21 protein-coding genes and 1 tRNA gene are annotated in these 20,442 nt (G+C 63.7%); 13 read left to right on the top strand and 9 right to left on the bottom strand.

Translation table 11 applies throughout. The features are described from left to right. Positions 1–78: 78 nt before the first annotated feature. Genes VE25_RS07340 through VE25_RS07310 form a run of 7 tightly spaced genes read left to right on the top strand, consistent with a single transcriptional unit; the run spans position 79 to position 7,299 of the window. On the top strand, positions 79–714 hold the full coding sequence (locus VE25_RS07340) for a hypothetical protein (protein WP_046107952.1): 636 nt from the start codon (positions 79–81) through the stop codon (positions 712–714). 3 nt (positions 715–717) lie between these two features. Beyond that, complete coding sequence (locus VE25_RS07335) at positions 718–3,111, top strand: phage tail protein (RefSeq protein WP_052731801.1); 2,394 nt, start codon at positions 718–720, stop codon at positions 3,109–3,111. Beyond that, a complete protein-coding gene (locus VE25_RS07330) occupies positions 3,111–3,899 on the top strand; it encodes a hypothetical protein (protein WP_046107951.1) in 789 nt (262 codons plus the stop codon). The genes VE25_RS07335 and VE25_RS07330 overlap by 1 nt, the downstream gene beginning before the upstream one ends. 1 nt (position 3,900) lies before the next feature. Next, on the top strand, positions 3,901–4,665 hold the full coding sequence (locus tag VE25_RS07325; protein ID WP_046107950.1) for a hypothetical protein: 765 nt from the start codon (positions 3,901–3,903) through the stop codon (positions 4,663–4,665). A 10-nt stretch (positions 4,666–4,675) separates the two neighbouring features. Continuing rightward, positions 4,676–6,490 carry a carbohydrate-binding protein gene (locus VE25_RS22675; protein WP_052731800.1) on the top strand — a complete coding sequence of 605 codons (1,815 nt, stop codon included), beginning with the start codon at positions 4,676–4,678 and terminating at the stop codon, positions 6,488–6,490. Continuing rightward, the gene (locus VE25_RS07315; RefSeq protein ID WP_052731799.1) at positions 6,491–6,931 is read left to right on the top strand and encodes a hypothetical protein; all 441 of its coding nucleotides are present in this window, start codon (positions 6,491–6,493) and stop codon (positions 6,929–6,931) included. It abuts the gene before it with no gap. A gap of 2 nt (positions 6,932–6,933) precedes the next feature. Then, complete coding sequence (locus VE25_RS07310; protein ID WP_046107949.1) at positions 6,934–7,299, top strand: hypothetical protein; 366 nt, start codon at positions 6,934–6,936, stop codon at positions 7,297–7,299. A 224-nt stretch (positions 7,300–7,523) separates the two neighbouring features. Here VE25_RS07310 and VE25_RS22935 read toward each other — a convergent pair whose 3' ends face one another. After that, positions 7,524–7,664 (bottom strand): hypothetical protein, encoded by a 141-nt coding sequence (locus VE25_RS22935; protein WP_160299960.1) that lies wholly within the window; start codon positions 7,662–7,664, stop codon positions 7,524–7,526. 111 nt (positions 7,665–7,775) lie between these two features. Between VE25_RS22935 and VE25_RS07305 the strand changes: the two genes are divergently transcribed. The 4 genes from VE25_RS07305 to VE25_RS07290 all read left to right on the top strand — a co-directional run bounded on the left by VE25_RS07305 (position 7,776) and on the right by VE25_RS07290 (position 9,732). Beyond that, the gene (locus tag VE25_RS07305; protein WP_052731798.1) at positions 7,776–8,471 is read left to right on the top strand and encodes a lysozyme family protein; all 696 of its coding nucleotides are present in this window, start codon (positions 7,776–7,778) and stop codon (positions 8,469–8,471) included. 9 nt (positions 8,472–8,480) lie between these two features. Continuing rightward, complete coding sequence (locus tag VE25_RS07300) at positions 8,481–8,867, top strand: hypothetical protein (protein WP_046107948.1); 387 nt, start codon at positions 8,481–8,483, stop codon at positions 8,865–8,867. A 56-nt stretch (positions 8,868–8,923) separates the two neighbouring features. Continuing rightward, on the top strand, positions 8,924–9,316 hold the full coding sequence (locus VE25_RS07295) for a hypothetical protein (RefSeq protein ID WP_046107947.1): 393 nt from the start codon (positions 8,924–8,926) through the stop codon (positions 9,314–9,316). A gap of 77 nt (positions 9,317–9,393) precedes the next feature. After that, positions 9,394–9,732: a low affinity iron permease family protein gene (locus VE25_RS07290; RefSeq protein ID WP_046107946.1), complete on the top strand. Its 339-nt coding sequence runs from the start codon at positions 9,394–9,396 to the stop codon at positions 9,730–9,732. A 498-nt stretch (positions 9,733–10,230) separates the two neighbouring features. On the opposite strand, the gene VE25_RS07285 is transcribed toward VE25_RS07290, so the two are convergent. From VE25_RS07285 to VE25_RS07260, 6 genes are all read right to left on the bottom strand, one after another. Continuing rightward, the gene (locus VE25_RS07285) at positions 10,231–10,686 is read right to left on the bottom strand and encodes a hypothetical protein (RefSeq protein ID WP_152664543.1); all 456 of its coding nucleotides are present in this window, start codon (positions 10,684–10,686) and stop codon (positions 10,231–10,233) included. Positions 10,687–10,994: 308 nt separating this feature from the next. Continuing rightward, complete coding sequence (locus VE25_RS07280; RefSeq protein ID WP_046107945.1) at positions 10,995–11,174, bottom strand: hypothetical protein; 180 nt, start codon at positions 11,172–11,174, stop codon at positions 10,995–10,997. A gap of 148 nt (positions 11,175–11,322) precedes the next feature. After that, a complete protein-coding gene (locus tag VE25_RS07275) occupies positions 11,323–12,045 on the bottom strand; it encodes a YoaK family protein (RefSeq protein ID WP_046107944.1) in 723 nt (240 codons plus the stop codon). A gap of 444 nt (positions 12,046–12,489) precedes the next feature. Then, positions 12,490–13,095 (bottom strand): response regulator transcription factor, encoded by a 606-nt coding sequence (locus VE25_RS07270; RefSeq protein WP_046107943.1) that lies wholly within the window; start codon positions 13,093–13,095, stop codon positions 12,490–12,492. Positions 13,096–13,465: 370 nt separating this feature from the next. After that, the gene (locus VE25_RS07265; RefSeq protein WP_152664542.1) at positions 13,466–14,269 is read right to left on the bottom strand and encodes a hypothetical protein; all 804 of its coding nucleotides are present in this window, start codon (positions 14,267–14,269) and stop codon (positions 13,466–13,468) included. 314 nt (positions 14,270–14,583) lie between these two features. Then, positions 14,584–14,657 (bottom strand) — tRNA-Gln (locus VE25_RS07260). A gap of 244 nt (positions 14,658–14,901) precedes the next feature. On the opposite strand from VE25_RS07260, the gene VE25_RS07255 reads away from it, so the two are divergent. Then, positions 14,902–16,098, top strand: coding sequence for a Ppx/GppA phosphatase family protein (locus VE25_RS07255; RefSeq protein ID WP_083988782.1), 1,197 nt, complete (start codon positions 14,902–14,904; stop codon positions 16,096–16,098). Next, a complete protein-coding gene (locus VE25_RS07250; protein WP_046107942.1) occupies positions 16,088–16,831 on the top strand; it encodes an RlmE family RNA methyltransferase in 744 nt (247 codons plus the stop codon). Before VE25_RS07255 ends, VE25_RS07250 begins: the two co-directional genes overlap by 11 nt. A gap of 169 nt (positions 16,832–17,000) precedes the next feature. Here the strand turns inward: VE25_RS07250 and VE25_RS07245 are convergent, their stop codons facing one another. Next, positions 17,001–18,389, bottom strand: coding sequence for an MDR family MFS transporter (locus tag VE25_RS07245; RefSeq protein WP_244466880.1), 1,389 nt, complete (start codon positions 18,387–18,389; stop codon positions 17,001–17,003). Positions 18,390–18,423: 34 nt separating this feature from the next. After that, complete coding sequence (locus tag VE25_RS07240; RefSeq protein WP_046108031.1) at positions 18,424–19,776, bottom strand: MFS transporter; 1,353 nt, start codon at positions 19,774–19,776, stop codon at positions 18,424–18,426. Positions 19,777–20,442 lie beyond the last annotated feature (666 nt).

The raw sequence follows: 20,442 nt of genomic DNA, 5'->3' as shown, positions 1-20,442 counted from the left end.
CTCTTCGCTCTCATCGCGCTCATTCCCGCGCTGAGAAAGAAGAACCATGTCGCAGGGACCAACGGGAGTCGATAGTCGATGACTCGGTCTCTCGACGTCGCGACGCAGGCCGCGATCCGCGACCGCTCGCGCGTCATTCCCCGCAACTTTATGGTGGTGTTCGCCAAGCCGCTCGCCGGCGGCGAACCCGTGCCGTTCGGCTTCACCGATTTTGGCGAGGACGTGCTTGTCAACGTCCTCGACGGCGAGACCGGGCAGACGGTCGGGCACACCTACTACGGCGACAGCGCGCCGATCGCGAAGATGGACCAGATCCCGCTCAAGATCGGACTCGAGGTCAACAACGTGCAGGTCGAGCTCAATCCACTGCACCCGGCCGTGCAACTGATGGCGCGCGGGCACGACCTGCGGAACGCCAAGGTGCAGATCCATCGCGGGTGGCTTTCGCCCGAGAGCATGCTGCTGGTGGCGCCGCCGCGCATCCGCTTCCTCGGCCAGGTCAACGGCGCGCCGGAACGCACTGCGGCGGTCGGCGGACAGTCGGTGCGCATCCTGAGGTTGGTGTCCCACACCCGCGAGCTGACCCGGACCAATCCGGCCAAGCGCAGCGACGAAACGCAGCGATTGCGTGGTGGTGATCGGTTCCGCCGCTACTCTGGCGTCGCCGGGCTCTGGCGCAGGACGATCTGGTGGGGCGAGAAAGGCGGTGACTGACCGATGAACTTCATCTTCCAGCTCATCGTCGGCATCGTTCTTTCGGTCGCCTCGACGCTCGTCCAGTCGATCTTCCAGCAGGACCAGAAACAGCCGAAATCCGGCTTCCGTGGCGAGATACAGACTGGCGGCGACAACCCGCTCGCCTTCATCATGGGCTTTTATGCGACCGCCGGGCAGCTCGAATATGCCGGCTCCTGGGGCGAGGTCGACGACGTTCCTAACGCCTATATCTCGCAGGTCATCTCGTTCGCCGATATCCCGGTGAGCGAGGTTGCCGGTCGCCTCATAAACGGCAGGCGGGCGACGCTCGGCGGTGCACCGCATCCGACGCTCGGCTTTCCGGTGCTCGAGTTCCGTGATGACGACGGCAAGGATCACCTCTGGGTGCGCGAGTATCTCGGCGGTCAGACCGAGCCGGACCCGCTGATGCGCGCCCAGTTCGGCAACGACCCCGAGCGCCCCTACACCTTCGACATGTACGGCTATGGCGTTCCCTACGTCGTGGTGACGGCGCTGTGGAACCGCGAGCTCTTTACCGGCTTTCCCGAGGTCCTGTACGAGTTTCGCGGGATTAGGCTTTATGACCCGCGCAAGGATTCGACGGTCGGCGGTTCGGGGTCGCACCGGCTGAACGATCCCGAGACGTGGGCGTATTCCGACAACCCGATCGTCGGCATCTACAACATCCTGCTCGGCATCCTCTACCAGGGGCAGTGGCTCTACGGGCCGCAGGGCATCACGCAGAACCGCCTGCCCTACGCCAACTGGGCGGAGCAGATGAACAAGTGCGACGTGCTGGTGCCCGTCGCCGGCGGCGGCTTTGAGAAGCGCTTCCGCTTCGGCCTCGAGGTTCTGGTCGACGAGCAGCCGCACGTCGTCATCGGCGAGCTGCTCAAGGCCTGCGAGGGGCGCATTGCCGAGATCGGCGGCCTCTACAAGGTGCTGGTCGCCGAGCCCGACGCGCCGGTGGTGGCGTTCACCGACGAGGACGTGGTGATCACGGAGCCGCAGGACCTCGACCCGTTCCCGGGCCTCGAGGCGACCTACAACGGCATCGTCGCAACCTATCCCGAGCCGGCCGAGGCGTGGGAGAACAAGGAGGCGCCGCCCCGCTACCGCAGCGACCTCGAGGCGCTCGACGACAATCGCCGCTTGCCGTTCTCCACCGAATACAAGGCGGTGCCGTTTCCGGTGCAGGTGCAGGCGCTGGGCCGGGCAGCGATCGAGGAAACCCGCCGCTTCCGCAAGCACGTGCGCACCGCGCCGCCGGCCTGGTGGGAGTACGAGCCGCTCGACTGCGAGCAGTGGACGAGCGCCCGCAACGGCTATGTGAGCAAGCGCTTTCTGATCACGGCGATGGACGATCTGCCCAACGGCAACCTGGTCGTCGCCAACCAGGAGATCGAGCCGGCCGACTATGGCTGGGAGGCGGATTTCGAACTGCCCTGGGATATCGCGCCGCTGCCGGTCGGCCGACCGCCCGCACAGCCGATGTTCGGCTGGCAGGTGGAGCCCGCCACGTTCGCCGATGGTGACGGCAAGCCGCGCCGGCCGTCGATCCGGGTCAGCTATGAGGCTGGCCTGATCGATGTGCGGGCGGTGCGCGTGCAGGTGTTGCTCGCGGTCGATGGATCCCTCGTCTTTGACGGGGAACTTCCTTACGACGCAGCGGCGCTCGATCCGTCGGTCACCCTCAACGCGACTTTCCTGCCGAACACCGCCTACTTCGTGCGCGGCAAGTATGCCCCGTTCTCCGGGCGGCGCACCGAATGGTCAGATTATCTGCCGGTCACCACGCCAAACGTGCGGATCGGCGCGCTCGACATCGAGTTGGGCAACCTCGCCGGCGAGATCCTCGGCGACCTCGGACCGCGCGTGCGCCAGACCATCGAGAGCTTCAAGCAGCTGGGCACGCTCCTCGAGGAGGCCGATCGCGAGAACTACACGTTGCGGCAGACCCTTGCCCGCGAACTGCGGGTGCAGGTCGACAACCTCGAAGCGAGCTTTGATGAGATCATCGAGGTCGCGCTCGATCCTGAAGGCAGCAGCGCTCTGGCACTCGCCATCCAGTCCCTGCGCGCCGCGCTTGGCGGCAGCTCGGCTGAGATCAACGTCCGTTGGGAGGTAATAGCGGCACCGGTCGGCTTCTCGGCCCGATACGCCATCCAGCTGATGTCGAATGACGGGTCGCTGCGCATGGCGACCTTCTTCATCGACCTGCCGAACAATCCGCTGCTACCGCCCCGCATCGGCTTCATGGCCGGGCAGACGGTGTTTTTCACCTCTACCGGCCAGCCCATCGCCCTTGTCGGTGACGACGGGGTGATGCGCTCGGCCAACGATACGGTGCAGATCAACTTCTTGAACGGCAACTTCTCCTTCGGAGCGGCGTGATGCGAGTGCTTAGGGGATTTGCCGCTCAGGGCGTCGTCGCCGTCTATACCGAGGCGGCTGGTGGGGGCGACCCGCTCGACTTCGACGCGCCCTGCAACGCGCCGGCCAAGTCCCCGATGGCGCATCTCGACAAGATCGCCTTCCATTCGGACTTCTTCCAGTACGAGATCGCGATCGGGCCGACGCGGGTGGACCTCACCCATCCGGCGGTACCGACGGCGACCGTGACCTGGCAGGCTCCGCCTCTCTTCGTGAACTATCCGACGCGCCTCAGCTATACGACCTATGGCCAGCAGGTTGCCGGCGCGCAGGCGCTGCTCACGCATGGGCTGGGCTACACGCCGCTGGTGATGGTCGCGGTCAACGGCGCCATCGCCGTCGGCGGTACCATCGTGCAGGAGTCCTCGGCCGGCCGGCGCTTCGCCTCGGTCTATGCCAACGGCAGCCAGGTCGGCATCGCCTGGTGTGGGTACTCCAGCACCGTCGACTTGCCCGCCATCGCCGTCTCCTACGACGTGATGGTGTTCCGCACGCCAGCGGCCGATCCGGCCCAGCCGCTGTTCTCGGGAAACCCGACCCAGTTTCAGGTGGGTCGTGGCAAAGTGCGCTCGAGCGCAAGCTATCTGCGCCGCCGCACCGCCTCGGAAAGCCCTTTCGACTTCGACCTTGCCCGCACCGTCGACCTCGCCAATGGCGGGGCGCGGGTCACCACCGGCGGCAACGTGCGCCAGGACCCGTTCTACACCGGCAGCTATCCTGGCGGCACCTACGTGCCGGTGGGGGTCTGAAATGCCGGTCGTCAACGAAGGTGGGCACATCGTCCTGCGCCGCTCCGGGCGCAAGATATTCGGCACTGACGTGCCGCCGGTGAGCCTTTTTCCCGCCCAGCAGATCGTCACCACGCGGACCGTCGCCTTCCCCGACTTCCCGAAGGACTTCATCTACGGCTTCGTGCGCTTCTCCGAGGCCAACCCCGACCCGTTCGGCGGCCCCGTCCAGGCCGGCTATTGCCTCACCCTGGTCAAGATCATCCCGAGCGAACTGGCCGACACGCCCATCGTCATCGGCACCGTGCCAGCCGGCTGCAACTACATCGACGTGCGCGCCGCGCTCACCTGGTCGAAACAGCCCGACCTCAGTGCTGGATCGCCGGTGCGCTCGCCGACAGAGGCGTATGCCCCCAACCAGGTGCACCTGCAGGGCGGCTCCTGCGTGCTGGAGATCGGCTCCGGCTTCCGACGCGCCATTCATGTCGGCCTGTCCGGCACCAACGTGTTGCTCACCCGCATGCAGTCATCGCGCAGCGAGCAGCCGGTGCCTTATTCTCCATGGGGCGGCCCGACGCAGACCGGCTGGTCCTACGGCACCAGCCCGCTCGGTATGATCCAGGGGCAGATCGATGCCCAGCGGGTGTTCAGCTTCCAGGGGCAGCCCTTCGTTCCGCCACATCGGGGCAGCTCAACCGCCTGCTCGACGACGATCAATTCCGACCACAGTTCGATCTGGTCGATCCAGTTCATCATCACCCCCGGCCGCTACAACACCGCGCTCTAGAGGTTTCGACATGCTTGTGCACCTGCCGACGTTCTACGACAGAGGAACCGCCTCGGTATCGTCCGGAGCGACTACCGTCACCGGCAACGACACGCTCTGGGGCGACGGGACGCTGCTCGCCGGCGACCGCTTTACCGTGCCGTCGCAGCCGTTGGTGCCGCCGCAGCGCATCGCCAGCATCACGAGCAATGGGGAACTGGAACTGGCCGTACCATGGCCTGGCGCCAATGTCGCCGGGGCACCCTATGAGGTCCGCTATGCCGGCATCATCGAGCGCTCGACCGCGCAGACGCGGCGCTACCTCGAGATGCTCGGCGATATTGGCAGCACCGGCGTCGGCATCAACGCGTTCGGCACCTTCGCCGGCCGCGCCGCCTACAATGATCGTCCCGCGAACTTCGTCTACCTGTCCACCAACGGCAACGGGTCCTCGATCACCTATCCGCTGGTCTACATCAAGCAGAGTTCCGCTTCGGGGGACTGGGGCACGTCGATCGACATCACCGGCCCGCAAGGGCCGTCGGGGCTCATCGGCGTCTGGCGCGGAGCTTGGGCCGCCGGCACAGCCTATGCCTTGAAGGATGTCGTGCGGGTCGCTGGTACGTCCTACATCTGCGAGATCGCCCACACCTCGGGCACCTTCGCGACCGATTATGGCGCAGGCAGGTGGTCGGTCGTCGCGCAGCGGGGCGATGTCGGGCTTTCCTACAATCGCTCGACCTCGACGGCCGACAGTGATCCAGGCAACGGCAACTTCCGCTTCAACAACGCCACCCTCGCCAGCGCCACCCAGCTCTTCATCGATCTCATTGATACCGACGGCGTGACGCAGACCGGCTTCCTCGACGCCTGGAACGAGGGCACGAGCCCGAGCAGCAAGGGCCAGCTCTACATCCGCCTGCGGGACAACCCCAGCGTCTTCTACGTCTACAACGTCACCGGCGTCACCACGGCGAGCGGCTATCGCAAGATCGCCATTCAGTACCTTTCGGGTTCCGGCACGATCGCCAACACCGCTGCCTGCGTGCTCTCGTTCATGCGCGCCGGTGACAAGGGCCAGGACGGCATGGGCACCGGCGATGTCGTCGGGCCGGGCGGCGCAACCTCCAGCAATGTGGCCATATTCAGCGGGCCCTCCGGCAAGGCCATTGCGGACAGTGGCATCGCCGCCTCGGACATCGTAAGGGCCGGGACCGCCCAGGTCGTGACGGGTCGCAAGACCTTCAGCGCGGGCGGCACCGGCGACAGCAGCATCGCGCAACTGGCAGGCGGCGGTGGTGGCGAGATCGCCATCAACGGCAACGGCGTGGGCGCCGCGGTTGCGCAGTATCACCGCCCCAGCGGGCACATAACCTATTTCGGGCTCGATACCGACAATCAGTTCAAGCGCGGCGGCGGCAGCCTCGCCGGTGTCGCGCGCATGTTCTTCGACCAGGGGAACATCCTCGGGAACGTGGCGCAGGCCAGCGGCGTGCCGACCGGCGCCCTCATCGAGCGCGGCAGCAATGCCAACGGAGAATACGTCAAGTTCGCCGATGGCATGATGATCTGCCGGAGGGTGTGGGATGTTGCGGGCCTGGCCGTCAACACCGGCAACGGCAGCCTGTTCTTCTCCGCTGCCCAAACCTGGACCTTCCCTGCGGCCTTCGCCACCGGTGTTTATCCTGTGATAACAGGTTCGGCTCGGATCGGCGGGGTCCTTTGCTACGTGCACCCCAACAGCACCTCCGACAACTCAACCGGTGACAGCATCTATGTCGTGTCTAGTGCCTCGGTCACCGGCACTGCCCATATTCGTCTCGTCGCCATAGGAAGGTGGTTCTAGATGCGCATCATGCTTTCCCCGCAGCGCTCCGACGCGCAGCTCGTCGTCGGCAAGTCGGGCGACGTTCTCACCATCAATGGCGATGTCCTCGACCTTTCCGCGTTGGCCGCCGGCGACTCGATCACGGGCGCGTCCGACCTGCACCCCTTCCTCCTCCGCGACATCGACAGGAGCATCGACGGGGAGATCGAGCTGACGCTCAGGTTGCCGCACGGCCCGACCCCGGAGCCCTACATGGCGTTCCCCGATACCCTCGAGGCGGTGCCGGACGGTCCCGTCGACCTGCCGTGGGACAGCTACCGGGTGGTCGAAAGCGAGAAGGTTGAAGGCGGGACCAACGTCATCACCACAACCTATCGCTGGCACCAGGAGCCGGAAGTGAGCAGTGAGTTCATTCCCGACCCGCCTGAACCCGATCCGGCCGAGCAGGAGGAGGCATAGCCATGGGCACTATCGTCATCGATCCCGCGCGCATCGTTACGGCGGCGGAGAAGGCCGCCAGGGCGGCGGCCGAGGCGCGCAGGGCCGAGTTCCCCGACCTTGAGCCCGATCAGTTCTGGTTCGTGCTGCGCGTCTCGGGCCACGATCAGGACGTGCTCGGCTGGGTCGCCTCGCTCAACGATCCCGCGAGCCCCAACTACGACCCGGTGCTGTGGGCATATGCATCATCGAAGTTCGAGCGGGCCAAGTACTTCGAGCGCGACCATCCCCTGGTCCTTTCGGCGGCGCAGGCGATCGGCATCCCCGATCTCCAGCTCGACGATCTCTGGCGCTACGGCGCGACTGGCGGGCAGCCGGCGCAGGCGTAGACGGGTGTCCGGGGCGCGTTGGGGGCGCAGCGGACACGCTAGGACGGGCGGCCAGGGAGTTGCGGCCTCCCTGGCTCAGCGATTGAGGGGGCCTGCAATCGCTGATATGACCGAGGTCATCCTGCCCATCGCCTTTGGAGGCAGGTGGACCATAGCACTCGGCCCGGCTTGATGAGCATCAAAAAGAAGTGCCGCCCTGGCAGTTTGCTGCTCAACAGAAGGGCTTAAGTCGACAGCACGTAAATCAGGCGGACGATCAACCACCAGCCCGCCAGGGCGAGGGCGACGATCATCAGCCAGATCTCGAGGAAGGTGATGCGCCGTCGGCCGATCCGTTGCCTGAACTCCTCCGGCCAAAGCCCCATCGCGTTCATGCCCCTACGCAGATGTCCGTAGGTCTAACGGATAAGGCTTAAGCCTTTCAATGCCGCCGCCCGCCGGGCGGCTTTTTTCATCATCATCGATAGGAGACCACCATGGACAAAACCGTGCCCGCCGGCGCGGCGATCCTGCTCGACTTCATCGGCCAGACGGAGACCGGAAAATCCGGCCACGAAGGCTACGGCGTCATCTTTGCCAACAAGCAGGGCAAACTCACAAAGCCGCTCACCACCCTGACGCTGGACGAGGTCATCGCCGACCAGGTGAGATGGTCAAAGAACCACGGCTCATCCGCCGCCGGCCGCTACCAGTTCACGCGCGCCACATTGCGCGGGCTCATGTCGGAACTCGGGCTGCGCGGCTCGCAGAAACTCGACGCCAACCTGCAGGATCGCCTCGCCTATCACCTGCTCAAGCGCCGCGGATATGAGGGGTGGACTGCGGGCAAGATCGGCGACGTCGAGTTTGCCAAGCGCCTGGCGATGGAATGGGCATCGTTGCCGGTGCTCGAGGCGACCCAGGGGCAGCACCGCACCCTCGCTGCCGGGCAGTCTTTCTATGCCGGCGATGGGCTGAACAAGGCGCTCGTTTCCCCGGCGAAGGTCCGGGAGGTGCTCGCGCGCGCCCGGCAGGCTCTCGGCTCTCCCGCGCCGACCGAGCCGCGCCCCATCCCCACCGTACCGCTGCCCGAACCGGCGCCGTCCGGAGGGGGTGCTCCGGGCATCCTCATCTTCTTCCTCATCGTGGCCGCCGCTTTGGCGGCCTGTTTCATCTTCGGTTTCCGCTTCTAGGAGGCATCCATGGTCACCAGCATTATCACCGCCGTCGCGCAGAACGTTATTCTCGGGTGGCTCTGGCGCCGGGTTCAGGAACTGGCCGGACTGGCCCTGACCCTCGTGCCGATCTATCTGGCCATGCCACCGTCCATGCAGGCGGATGTGCATGCCATCTTCTCGGGGCAGGGCGGCAACCTCACAATCTCGGCGGCCATCGGTCTGGCCTGGTATCTGTGGACGCAATGGAAGTCCTACCGGGCGACCGTCATGCCCCAGGTCGTGACCACGGACGCCAGGAAGGTGCCGCTGCCGGCGGCAGGAGAGGGCTCGGGCACGACCCGTAAGATCGAGGCCCTTGCCGAGGCCGCGCCCCGCCCGCGCACGCTGTGGGAACGGCTGACGCAGCGTTGACCATCCACGCCGGGCCATTGCGTGATGGCCCGGCGTCTTGCGCGAGGAATACTGACGTGTCGGACGAAGAGGCCAACATGAACATCCACGCGCCCAAGGTTCGCTACGAGGTGAACCTCAACACCATCATCGTCACCTGCGGCTTTGTGGCGATGGCCGTCGGCTGGGGCATTACGTGGGGGCAGACGACCAATGATGTGAAGGCGCTGCTCGAGTTCCGCGTGAACGCCACGGCCGAGCTGCGCCGGCTCGACAATCTCGCGTTTCAGGTGACGGCGAATGAGCAGGCGACCAAAGATGTTTCCGCTGCTCTTTCCGAATTGAAGGATGCCGTCTCGGAGCAGGGCGGAGACATCAAGGTCATGCGCGAGATCCTGCAACGGATTGAGCGGCAGGGGCAGACTAGCGCGCTGCGCAGTTATCCATTTACCGATGCTGCCGACCTCTGAAACCCCCTGACTTTGCGAAGCAACCAATTGGGATCGCGGTGCGTATTCACTCCCGCGGGGGCGCGTGGAGACCAAAAATGAACATGCTGCTCTTCAAGCTCTCCGACCACCTTTCACGGCCGCCTGGCTTCTACGTCACTCTCGTCCTTCTGGCACTGTGTACGCTCTTGGTGCCGCTCGGGCTGACCGAGGTGGTTACATACGTTCTGTCTGTTGCCGCTATCGTTATCACCGGGGTGGTGCTTATCCAGGGCTATCGAGATACGGCCGCCATACACGCCAAGCTCGACGAGCTCATCGTCGCCCTGCGGGAAACTCGGAACGACGTTGTTGGGCTGGAGCATGCCGATCCTAAGGTGATCAAGGAGGCAGTCGAACATCTCGAACAGGAAGCCGCTTCCGGTCCTACTAGCTGATGAATGATCGAACTCGTGACCGGCGACGTGAAGCGGATGGGCCTGATCGGGCTCGGGCGTTCAGGCTGCTCGGCTTCGCCTTTACGGCACTCGGCATTACGCCAGCGACGGAGGGCGAGGGGTAGTTCAGGTCGTCCGAACTTGGCTACGGGTTGCATGAGGCACCGCCCGAGTACCTCGGGCGGCGAAAATGTCAGTTAGAAGCCCTCGGGTGCATCGCGGCAATCCGGATGCCGGGCACCGTCTGAACACAGGGGCCAGTTCTCGGGATTGTCGGAAGCGTCATCGGGATCATCGACCAGACAACCCACTCCATGGCAGCCGTCGTAACCACTGCTGCTGGCGCAGGCCGCGAGAGACAGAGCAATCAAGACGCTGGCTATGGCTTTCGGGATATTCAACGAAGTTCTCCATGGTTACAGTCTTGGAAACGCCCCCGTCCCCCGGAACTTTGTTGTCGTTTCACGCCGGCGCATCAGGCCGACTGCTGCGGTGATGTCACTCCCCGATCAGGACGTCGGCAAAACACTGGGCAAGATCGCTGGGAGCTCCGAGGTCTTCTGCCCATGACAGGAGATCCGGCCGGTCGGACTCCTCGGCCATGCCCCCCCATACGTCCTTAAATTCCTTGTTCCCATTCGCGCTCTCAAAAAAGAAGACGCCGGGGTCGGACATAGGAGTTGCTGCGTAGACGGCGCTCCAGTCTCCGCTCTCCATGTACTTCCAGAAGTCCACATCCGCCGGTTGCACCTCGTCCCCAACGGCTTCGGCGATGAGGACGGAGTACTCTTGAGTCTTTGGCGCTGTTAGGGCGGTGTCTAGGTCAAGACATCCTTGCGCTGCCGCGGGGAGAGCGGTCAGCAGAAAAGGCAGGAGCGAGAAAGGGAATGCGCGGTTGTGAAACTTGGATGCCTTTTTCATAAAACCACCGCTTAAAATATTCATAATGAACAATTATGGGCCGACCTGCTGCATAGGTCAACCGCGGTATCCCGCTGGGATTCCATCGTAAGTTGAACCAATTCTGTTGCTGGTGCGCTCCTTTTGGAGGAATGTCCCGCCGGTTCCAACTCGCCAAGCTCGTTAAGGGAGTGCCGACCGGGCGACGACTGGCTGTTCTCGAGGTGCAGGACGCGGGAGTGGATGGGTGTCTGGCCTGAGCAGGTGACGAAGGCCGATGTGGGGATGATGGACATCCGCCGGCCATCGAAGGTCATTACCATCTAGAAGTGGAGGCGGTGAAGTTGGGCCACGAGGTATAGCTATCGACGGGTCTGGGCAATCTCTGCGCGATCGAGCGCACTCAGCAGGTCGATAAACCCCTGCGGCAAACCTAAAGCTACCTGGAATACGGGCAAATGGCTGAGTTGATCCGCCGTGTTGGGGTGGGTGGCAAAGCGCGCGATGAGTTTCGCCACTTCCATATCCGGCTTTAAGCTCATGCCTCCCAACCGATCGGAACCATCGTCCGTTCCCTAGGGGCACTAGTTGTTAGTGCTTGCCATGGCTAGCGTTCCACTAGCCTGGAAGAGCGAGCCACTTGGCCGTAAGGCTATCGGGGAGGGGTAGCGCGGGGGTGGGACGATAACCCTAGAACATCGTCTTGCGCGACAGCTTCTGCGCCCGCCTGGCTTCTGGCACCGAAACGGCCAGTAGCGCAGCCGCGATGATCAGCAGCAGAACGCTGCCCATGGCGATATAGGCAAGAACGCCAACGATACCTCCGACGAGGAACGCGCCCAAGGTGGACAGGTGAAGCGCGAACCTCGACCGGACGACCCCGCGGTCGTCGTTATCGCGCGCGCCGCCCAGCAGGACAGCAAGCTCAACGCCAATGTCTGTTGCCATGCCAGAGACATGCGTGGTGCGCACCCGCGCATTGGAGATCCGCGTGGTCGTCGCGTTCTGCAGTCCCATGAGAAAACTCAGGCCGACGATGAGTATAGGGCCGCTGTGAATCCCTGGGAGCAGCAGGTCGGCTGTGCCGAGCACCGCCAGGAGGACGCCCTCGGAGATGATGCTGTAAGCGTATATGCCGTGAACATTGCGCCGGCGGCCGACCTCGATCAGCAGGGCGGAGCAGAATGCTCCAACGATGTAGGCGGCCAACAATCCCGCAAGCAGCGAAGCCAGGGTCCACTGCCCGAGCGCAGCGAAATCGGAGAGGGACGATACGTTCCCGGTCATGTTGGCCGAAAAGAAACCCATGGCATGGAAGCCAGCCGCGTTGATCGCCCCAGCCGCGGCGGCAAGGAATGTCGCCAAGCCTATGTCGATCTTCACGCTTCGATCGTCGCCGACGTGCACCAGCATCGCATATCGCCCCTAGATGTAGGGGCACTCTTGCCGAATGCTGTGCTCGCTTCAATAGCCAGTCGAGATGCGGCGCCGAGATGGGTTTGAATGCCCGCTGACGCACAAGACGGCAAGGCTCCCGCACTATGAAGGTGAACGCAAACCCCTACGACGGATCTCGACCTCGAGGATCGGTATCCACACGTCGTCGACTAGATCCGGATGATGAAGGCGGTCGTAGTAGTGGAGGAGCTGTTGATCAGTCATGCGGCGCACTGCCAGGTCGCGATCGACTACGCCGTCGATGGACGCAGTGAATTCTTCCTCTTCCTCCTCGTCCAACTCAGCGCTCCAGTCTGATTAGGTTCTTGAGGCGGATTTATTGACCTTTAAAGTTGACTGGGGAAGGGCAAGTTTTAGTCGAAAGAGAGGCATCGCAGGGGCAGCGATGCAAAACATCAATCAAGTCAGCATAATACGCATGAGATCGGTCGAGTTTGCTGCGCCCAGTTTCTGAAAGATGCGGGACCGGTGAACCTCGACCGTCCGATGTGATGTGCCCAGGCGCTGGGCAGCTTGCTTGTTTGTCTTGCCCAGTACGATGAGTTCCAACACCTCGCGCTCGCGCCGCGTCAAGGTGTGGATGCCTTTCATCTTTCGGATCCGCTTCTGGATGCCGACCTGAGAGAGCGTATCGGGGCGATAGAGAATGGTCTTTACCGTGCGCAGCAAATGGCTGGCGGTGACGGGTTTGGCGAGAACCGCCTCGATCCCAAGTTCGAAGTCATCGTCATTGAGGAGGGGTCCTGGCTGGGTCGTGATGATCACCGGAACCTGGAAGGTCTGCTCCTTGTTGATGCGTTGCAGAACATCGATGGTTCTTCGGTTGCCGATGCGCGCATCCATGATCACGACGTGAGGCCGTCGCCTCTCGAGGTTGATGAAGAACTGTGTTCGCTCGACGAAGAAGGCCGAGTCGAAACCATCGGCTCTCATCAGGTTGTGAAGTGCCTGGCAGAAATCGACGTTCTCATCCAGGATATAGATCGTGAAGTCCTTGTTGAGCACGGGTAGGCGAGCTCCATACTCAGGCAATGTCATGTGAACCTCCAACTGCAGACGACTGCGTTGTCAGTAGAAGCGCGAGTGCGGGGATTCGCCATGAGGGCAAATCCTTATCTCACAGAGATTTGTGAAATAAGGAAACAAAATGCTGAGGCAGGTATTTCAGGACACCGACTGGGCTTCGAGTGCCCGAAGCGCCCCAGGGAAGGGCCCGTGCGGCCTTGCCAATTCGCTGGACAGGATCACGTTCTGCGCGTCGGTCGCACAAATGGGCCGGGCAATGTTGGGGTGGGAAGGGGACAGGCAGTTTTTGGATTAATTTTGCAAGTTGCTGACGTCAGCAATGACGTGACGTGTTGTCTGTGCAGGCCGGTCAGCGAAGCTCAGAGGCCACTACGGCAAGGTCGGCTGGAGGGATTTTTGCCAGTCCCATAAGGTTGAATATGAATGCCCCGAGCCCCTGCGTTCGCATAACGGACGGTTTGACGTCTGTGGGCCCAAATGCAACTTCACCGCCAACACTCACCAAACCTCTATTGTACAGATCGTAACATTCATAAAGAACCTGCATAAGGTTCGGCGGAAACGCTCCCACTCCTCGGTAGTCACTATCCCTAAGATTGTAATACGCAAGACCAGAGAATAAAGAAAGTAAGCAGAGCTGCCTATAAGTAAGCGCCTCCGCTGCCTTGACTATCTGATGAGCAAGCTGACCGTTTATAGATTTGTCGAACGCCACGTTCGTTAGCAGGTTGGCCATATACGGCAACTTTTTCTCTTCTGCTTCTCTCTGAGCTTTCAGAAGAATGCTTTCTGCCACCTCTTCTGCATCTGGACGACCGTCAGGCTTGGCGTCAAAAAAGCCGTCATCCCGAATTTGCTCGCCGGCCTGAACCCGTTCTTTGATTTTGGATGCCGACAGGGCAAGAACTCCGCCCACTCGCACCTTCTCCCGCGGCCCCAAAAAACGACCGGCGATCTCCTCGCCTATGTGGCTAAGGGCCATTGCAGCCAATGTGCCGCCTGCTCCAAGGGCGGCAGCCCCCACTGGACCAGCGGCTAGAAAGCCTAATGCTCCACCAACAGCGCCACCTGCGATTTCTGCCCCACCGGTAATCAGCGAACGTAAGGGGTGCCGATCCCTGGTCGCTTCATCACGCGTTTGCCCGTCGTCCATTCGAATCTCATCAAATGCCGTATTATTGAGCGGAAGCTCTTAAAGTTCTGCAACACATCTTCTAACGACCGAAATGGATCGGGCATCTGCCTGGGATGCGGGGTAAAGTTGGACTCGAGACACCCAGCCAGCTCAGCATTTTGTCCGTTAAAGCGCACGCTCTGTGTGCCATCCATGTGCCGTGGAATTGCCGGCAGCTGATGGAAAGGCCTGGAAATCCGGGAGATTCACGGGAAGGCTGATGGCACACGATTTAAGACGAGCGCCCTTAGCCATATCGTCAGTAACTTATTGATTTTGCTGGAAAATGTTAGTGGCTGGGGAACCTGGATTCGAACCAAGATTAACGGAGTCAGAGTCCGCTGTTCTACCATTGAACTATTCCCCAGCAGCACGGTGCGACAGTGTGGTCGCCCGGGTGCGCTGGTGGTGCGGAAAGGGTGTTTCCGGCGCGCGGTCTCACATAGCCAAAGAGGTTGGTGATTGCAAGGGTCGCCGGAGGCCTTTGTGCGGACAATCGTTTTCTTGCGCTGACGGCCCGCTTGCTCTACCGTTCGTGCCAACACGCAACATGACTGCGTTCGGGCGCGCCGGTTCCGGTTCTGCGACCGTGCAGGCAGGAGATACCAGAAGTGACCGATGAAAATCGGTCCGCAGCCGAATCGCCGGGAGGCGAAACGGCGTTCCGCACCCAGGGTGGGCTCGAGCTTCACCAGGGGCAGCGCTTCGGGCAGGGGCAATCCCGGCCGAACCCGGCGGAGAGGCGGACAGCCAACGCCGTCAGCCCAGCCCGGCGCCATCGCGGCCCGGTCTATGCCGCACTTGATCTGGGAACCAACAATTGCCGTCTGCTCATCGCGCGCCCTCATGAGCAGGGCTTCCGCGTGCTCGACGGGTTCACCCGCATCGTGCGGCTGGGCGAGGGGGTCTCGACCACCGGCCGCCTCAGCGATGCCGCCATGGACCGCACCCTCGAGGCGCTTCGCCATTGCGCGGTCAAGCTCAACGACCACCAGCCGGCGCGTATGCGCCTCATCGCCACGGAAGCCTGTCGTTCCGCCGAGAACGGGACGGAGTTCCTCACGCGCGTCAAGAGCGAACTCGGGCTGGAGCTCGAGATTGTCGACCGGCGCACCGAGGCCGAGCTGGCGGTGACCGGCTGCGCCGACCTCATCGAGGCAGGCGCCGAGGGCGCCTTGATGTTCGACATCGGCGGAGGCTCGTCCGAACTCGCCTGGCTCGATTTCCGCGGCGGGCGGCCCAAGAGCCAGGGCCGCATGCCCGCTTCCATCCGCTCCTGGCAATCGCTGCCGGTCGGCGTCGTCTCCATCGCCGAGAAGTTCGGAGGGGTCGATGTGACGCCCGAGGTGTTCGAGGCTATGGTGGCGTTCGTTTCGGGGCACCTGCGCCAGTTCCGCGGGCGCGAGAAATTGAAGCAGATGATCGCCAACCACTCGGTCCATCTCATCGGCACATCGGGAACGGTGACGACGCTCGCCGGGCTCCACCTCGGACTCGAGCGGTACGAGCGGCAGAAGGTCGACGGGCTCTGGCTTGGCCGGGGCGAGGTGGACGGGCTCATCCGCGCGCTGCTGGGCATGCCGTTCGAACGGCGCATGGCCCACCCATGCATCGGGCGCGATCGCGCCGACCTCGTGCTGCCGGGCTGCGCCATCTTCGAGGCGATCCGCCGCGAATGGCCGACCGAGCGCGTGCGCGTCGCCGACCGGGGGCTTCGCGAGGGCATCCTCATCTCGCTGATGGACGCCGACCGCGGGCAGATCCGCCCCAAGCGCCATTTCCTGCGGAGCCGGACCAATGGCCGATAAGGCGCTGGGCCGCGGCGGCCGCAAGTCCGAAAAAGACCTGAAGATCCGGGTCAAGACCGCCAAAGGCCGCAAGGTCTCCTCGACCAAGTGGCTGGAGCGGCAGCTCAACGACCCCTATGTGGCGCGCGCCCGCGCGGCGGGCATGCGCTCCCGCGCCGCGTTCAAGATCATCGAGATCGACGAAAAGCATAAGCTTTTCCGGCGCGGCATGCGGGTGGTGGACCTCGGCGCGGCGCCGGGCGGCTGGTCGCAGGTGGCGGCGGCCGCCGTCGGGTCGACCGACGCCAATCCGCTCGTCGTCGGCATCGATTACCTCGAGATGGATTCCATTCCCGGCGTCATCCTCCTCAAGAAGGACTTCACCGAGGACGACGCGCCGCAGATGCTGACGGACGCGCTCGGCGGGCACAAGGCGGACCTCGTGATGTCCGACATGGCCTGGCCGACCACCGGCCATCGCGCCACCGACCACATCCGCATCATGCAGCTCGTGGAACTCGCCGCCTATTTCGCCGTCGACGTGCTGGCGCCGGGCGGCGCGTTCGTCGCCAAGGTGTTCCAGGGCGGCACCGAGCACGAATTGCTGCATATGCTCAAGCGCCACTTCCGTTCCACCTTCCACGTCAAACCTCCGGCCAGCCGGCAGGACTCGGCAGAAACCTACCTCGTCGCCAAAGGCTTCAAGGGCAAGGATAGCGCGGATGGAACTGGCGGGGATAACTCGGACGGCTAGGGCCTGTCAGGTTTGCACGCGGCGACCTGCTCAGCACTGTATCTGCCCCATCCACCGGGTCATCCCCGCGAAAGCGGGGACCTCCGTTTCTCTTGCCGGCGTTGCAAACAGAGGTTCCCGCTTTCGCGGGAATGACCCGGTGGGTGGGGGGCTTCCTGTGTCAATGTCCTCAATGCATGTGCGGGCCGCCGAGGAGCTGGTGGCCGGCGTTCCTGGGGATGCGCAGGAACATCAGCGTCGAGATCGCGCATACGGCCGCGACGACGTAGAAGGCGATGTGGAAATCGATGAGCTCGAGCGCCCCGCCGCCGCGCAGCCTGTGCGTCAGCTCGAGCGCCCCGCCGCCCAGCGCCACGCCCATGGCGAACATCAGCTGACCCCAGACCTGGCTGATGGTGTTGGCCTGGCCGGCGTCCTTGTCCTCGATGTCGGCGAAGGTGAAGGCATTGGAGCCCGTCCAGAAGATCGACTGCCAGAAGCCGACGAAGACGAGGATGGCCAGGATCAGCGGGATCCATGTGTCGGGCTGATAAAGCCCCATGGCGAGGATGCCGAGCGTCGATATGCCGGTTGAGATGACCAGCGGATACTTGAACCCGTAACGCGCGAAGACGCCATTGGCGACGAACTTGGCGGCAAGCGCGCCAATCGCGCCGGCGAAGGTCACCATGCCGGATTCGAACGGCGTCATGCCGAAGTTGAGCTGTAGCATCAATGGGAAGAGGAAGGGCGTCGCGCCCTGGCCCAGCCGGAAGAAGGTGCCGGCGACGACGGCCACGCGGAAATTGGGGAAGGCCAGCAGCCGCAGGTCCAGCAGCGGATATTCCGTGCGCAGGGCGTGGCGTGCATAGATGAGGCCGATGGCGATGCCCGCGACGGCGGCGACGGCGCCATAGATCGGCGGCAGGGCCGGCAGGCTGAGCACCGAGCAACCGAAGGCGAAGAGCGCGAAGGCGAGGCCGGCCAGCACGAAGCCCTTGCCGTCGATCCGGCGCGGGGCGTTGCGCGTTTCCTTCGGCAGGACCAGGCCGGCGAGGGCCATGCCGATAATCCCGATCGGCACGTTGATGATGAAGATCCAGTGCCAGGAGAAGTAGGTGGTGAGGAACCCGCCGAAGGGCGGGCCGACGATGGGGCCGATGAGCGCCGGGATGGTGAGCCAGGCCATGGCGTCGACGAGCTGGTGGCGCGGTGTTGCCCGCACCAGCACCAGGCGTGCGACCGGCCCCATCATCGCCCCGCCCATGCCCTGGACGAACCGGGCGATGACGAAGGCGGCGAGCGAGTTGGAGAAGGCGCAGCAGACCGAGCCGACCATGAAGACGAGCATGGCGCAGCGGAAGACGAGGCGCGCGCCGAACCGGTCTGCCATCCAGCTCGAGATGGGAATGAAGATGGCCAGCGCCACGAGATAGGAGGTCAGGGCGAGCTTGAGCGAGATCGGGTCCGTGCCGATATCGGCGGCGATGGCGGCGAGGGAGGTCGCGATGACCGTCGAATCCATGTTCTCCATGAAGAGGGCGAAGGCGAGGATCAGCGGGACGATGCGTCGTGGCACGGGTTCTTTTCAAAGATCGGCGGCGGACCGCCGGTCACTCCTTGGCAATGATCTGGGCCTTGTGGCCGGAAACGTCGCTGCCGGCATCCGGCGGCATGCGCAGGTAAAGGAGGCCGGCGAAGGCGGATATGCCGCCGACGACGAAGAAGGCGATATGGAAATCGACGACGCCGAGGGGCGCGCCCCGGGCGAGGCTGCTGATCTCGAGGATGGCGCCGGCGATCGCGACGCCGAGCGCAACGCTCAGCTGCTGGCCGACCGAGGTGATGGCGGTCGCCTGGCTCGCTTCTTCGTTGTCGACGTCGCCGTAGCCGATGGCGTTGGTGCCGGTAAAGAAGATGGAGCGCATGAGGCCGCTGACCAGCAGCACGACCATGATGAGGGCAGGGGGCGTGTCGATCTCGAAGAGGCCATGCGCGGCGATCAGCGCGCCGCCGACGACCCCGGTGAAGCCGAGGAGGCGGGGGAAGCCGAGGCGGGCAAAGAGCTTTTCGGCCATGAACTTGGACATGATGGCCCCGATCGCCGACACGAACGTGATCAGCCCGGATTCGAATGGGGTAAGGCCGAAGCCGAGCTGCAGCATCAGCGGCAGCAGGAACGGCACGGCCCCGACGCCGATGCGGAAGATGGACCCGGAAAGGATGGCGCTGCGGAAGAGCGGATGGCGGAAGAGCTGCGGATCGAGCAGTGGATATTTCACCCGCCGGGCGTGGAGGAAATAGAGGATGCCGGAGGTCGCCCCGACCGCGAGGGTCAAGTAGCCGTAGACGAGGGGCAGGGCAGGCAGGCTGACGACCGAAAGGCCGAAGACCGTGCCGGCGAAGGCGACGCTGGCGAGAATGAACCCGACGATATCGATGGGGCGCGGGTTGCGCTGATCGATGACGTGGAGGAACCGCGTCGCCAGCAGGATGCCGAGGATGCCGATCGGGATGTTGATCCAGAAGATCCAGTGCCAGGAGAGGAACGTCGTCAGGAACCCGCCGAGGAGCGGTCCGGTGATCGGGCCGATGAGGGCGGGAATGGTGAGCCACGCCATGGCCGAGACCAGCTCGTTGCGCGGCGTCGAGCGCACCAGCAGCAGGCGCCCGACCGGCGTCATCATCGAGGAGCCGATGCCCTGGAAGAAGCGCGAGACGACGAAGGTCTCGAGCGAATAGGAGAACGCGCAGGCGAGCGAGCCCAGCATGAAGACGAAGATGGCGAGGCGGAAGATGTTCTTGGCCCCGAACCGGTCGGCCATCCAGCCCGAGATCGGAATGAAGATGGCAAGCGCGACGAAATAGGAGGTGAGGGCGAGCTTCAGCGCCACCGGCTCGGTGCCGATATCGGCGGCAATGGCCGGCAGCGCGGTGGCGATGACGGTCGAATCCATCTGTTCCATGAACAGGGCGACCGCCAATATGAGGGGTGTGACGCGGACCACGACACGCAGCCTGGCGGAAAGAGGAGGGAACGGCGAGAAGCCATTTTCACTATGGGCCGCTTTTCGAGTCCTGCAAAGGGTTGAGACGAAAGAATTTGCGCCTCTTGTATGGAAGCGGGCGCGCGGAACCTCCGCCCGGCCACTGTGGCCTCACGGTTCCTCCTCAAGTCTCCCGCTTGCGGCGGGCTAACGGCGCGGGGCGGACTTGGCCTCGAACCTATCGATAAAAGAACGGGAGGCTTTCGCCCGCCCCGCGCATCCGGATGGTGGGTCTTTGCCGGTTGGTTCCTGCCAGGGGCTTTCCGACCTGCCTTGACCCGCCAGGCCCTTGGGGCATTTCCCCCCGTAGCTGGGGGTGACGGGCGCGGGGGCGGATGGCTACGTAGCCGCCTCCCGGCAAAACAGGTGCGGAGGTAAGCCGCCCGGCTCGCTCCGGCTCGGGACCCTGCGGGGCGACCCCCGCTGACCCGGACCCTCCCGCCGGCGTTTCGTCGACACCGCGTCGTGCGGGAGGTGGGAATGAGTATGAGCCTGCCACAAGCTGCGGGGATAAGTATTTATTCCTGCGCGAGATCAATGGGTTGGGCACCGTCTCCCCTCCCCCTTGAGGGGAGGGGTCGGGGG

It is taken from the genome of Devosia geojensis (genome assembly GCF_000969415.1).
Taxonomy (GTDB): Bacteria; Pseudomonadota; Alphaproteobacteria; order Rhizobiales; family Devosiaceae; genus Devosia; species Devosia geojensis.
Note: the sequence above shows the minus strand (reverse complement) of the source record. Positions and strands in the feature narration are given on the sequence as shown.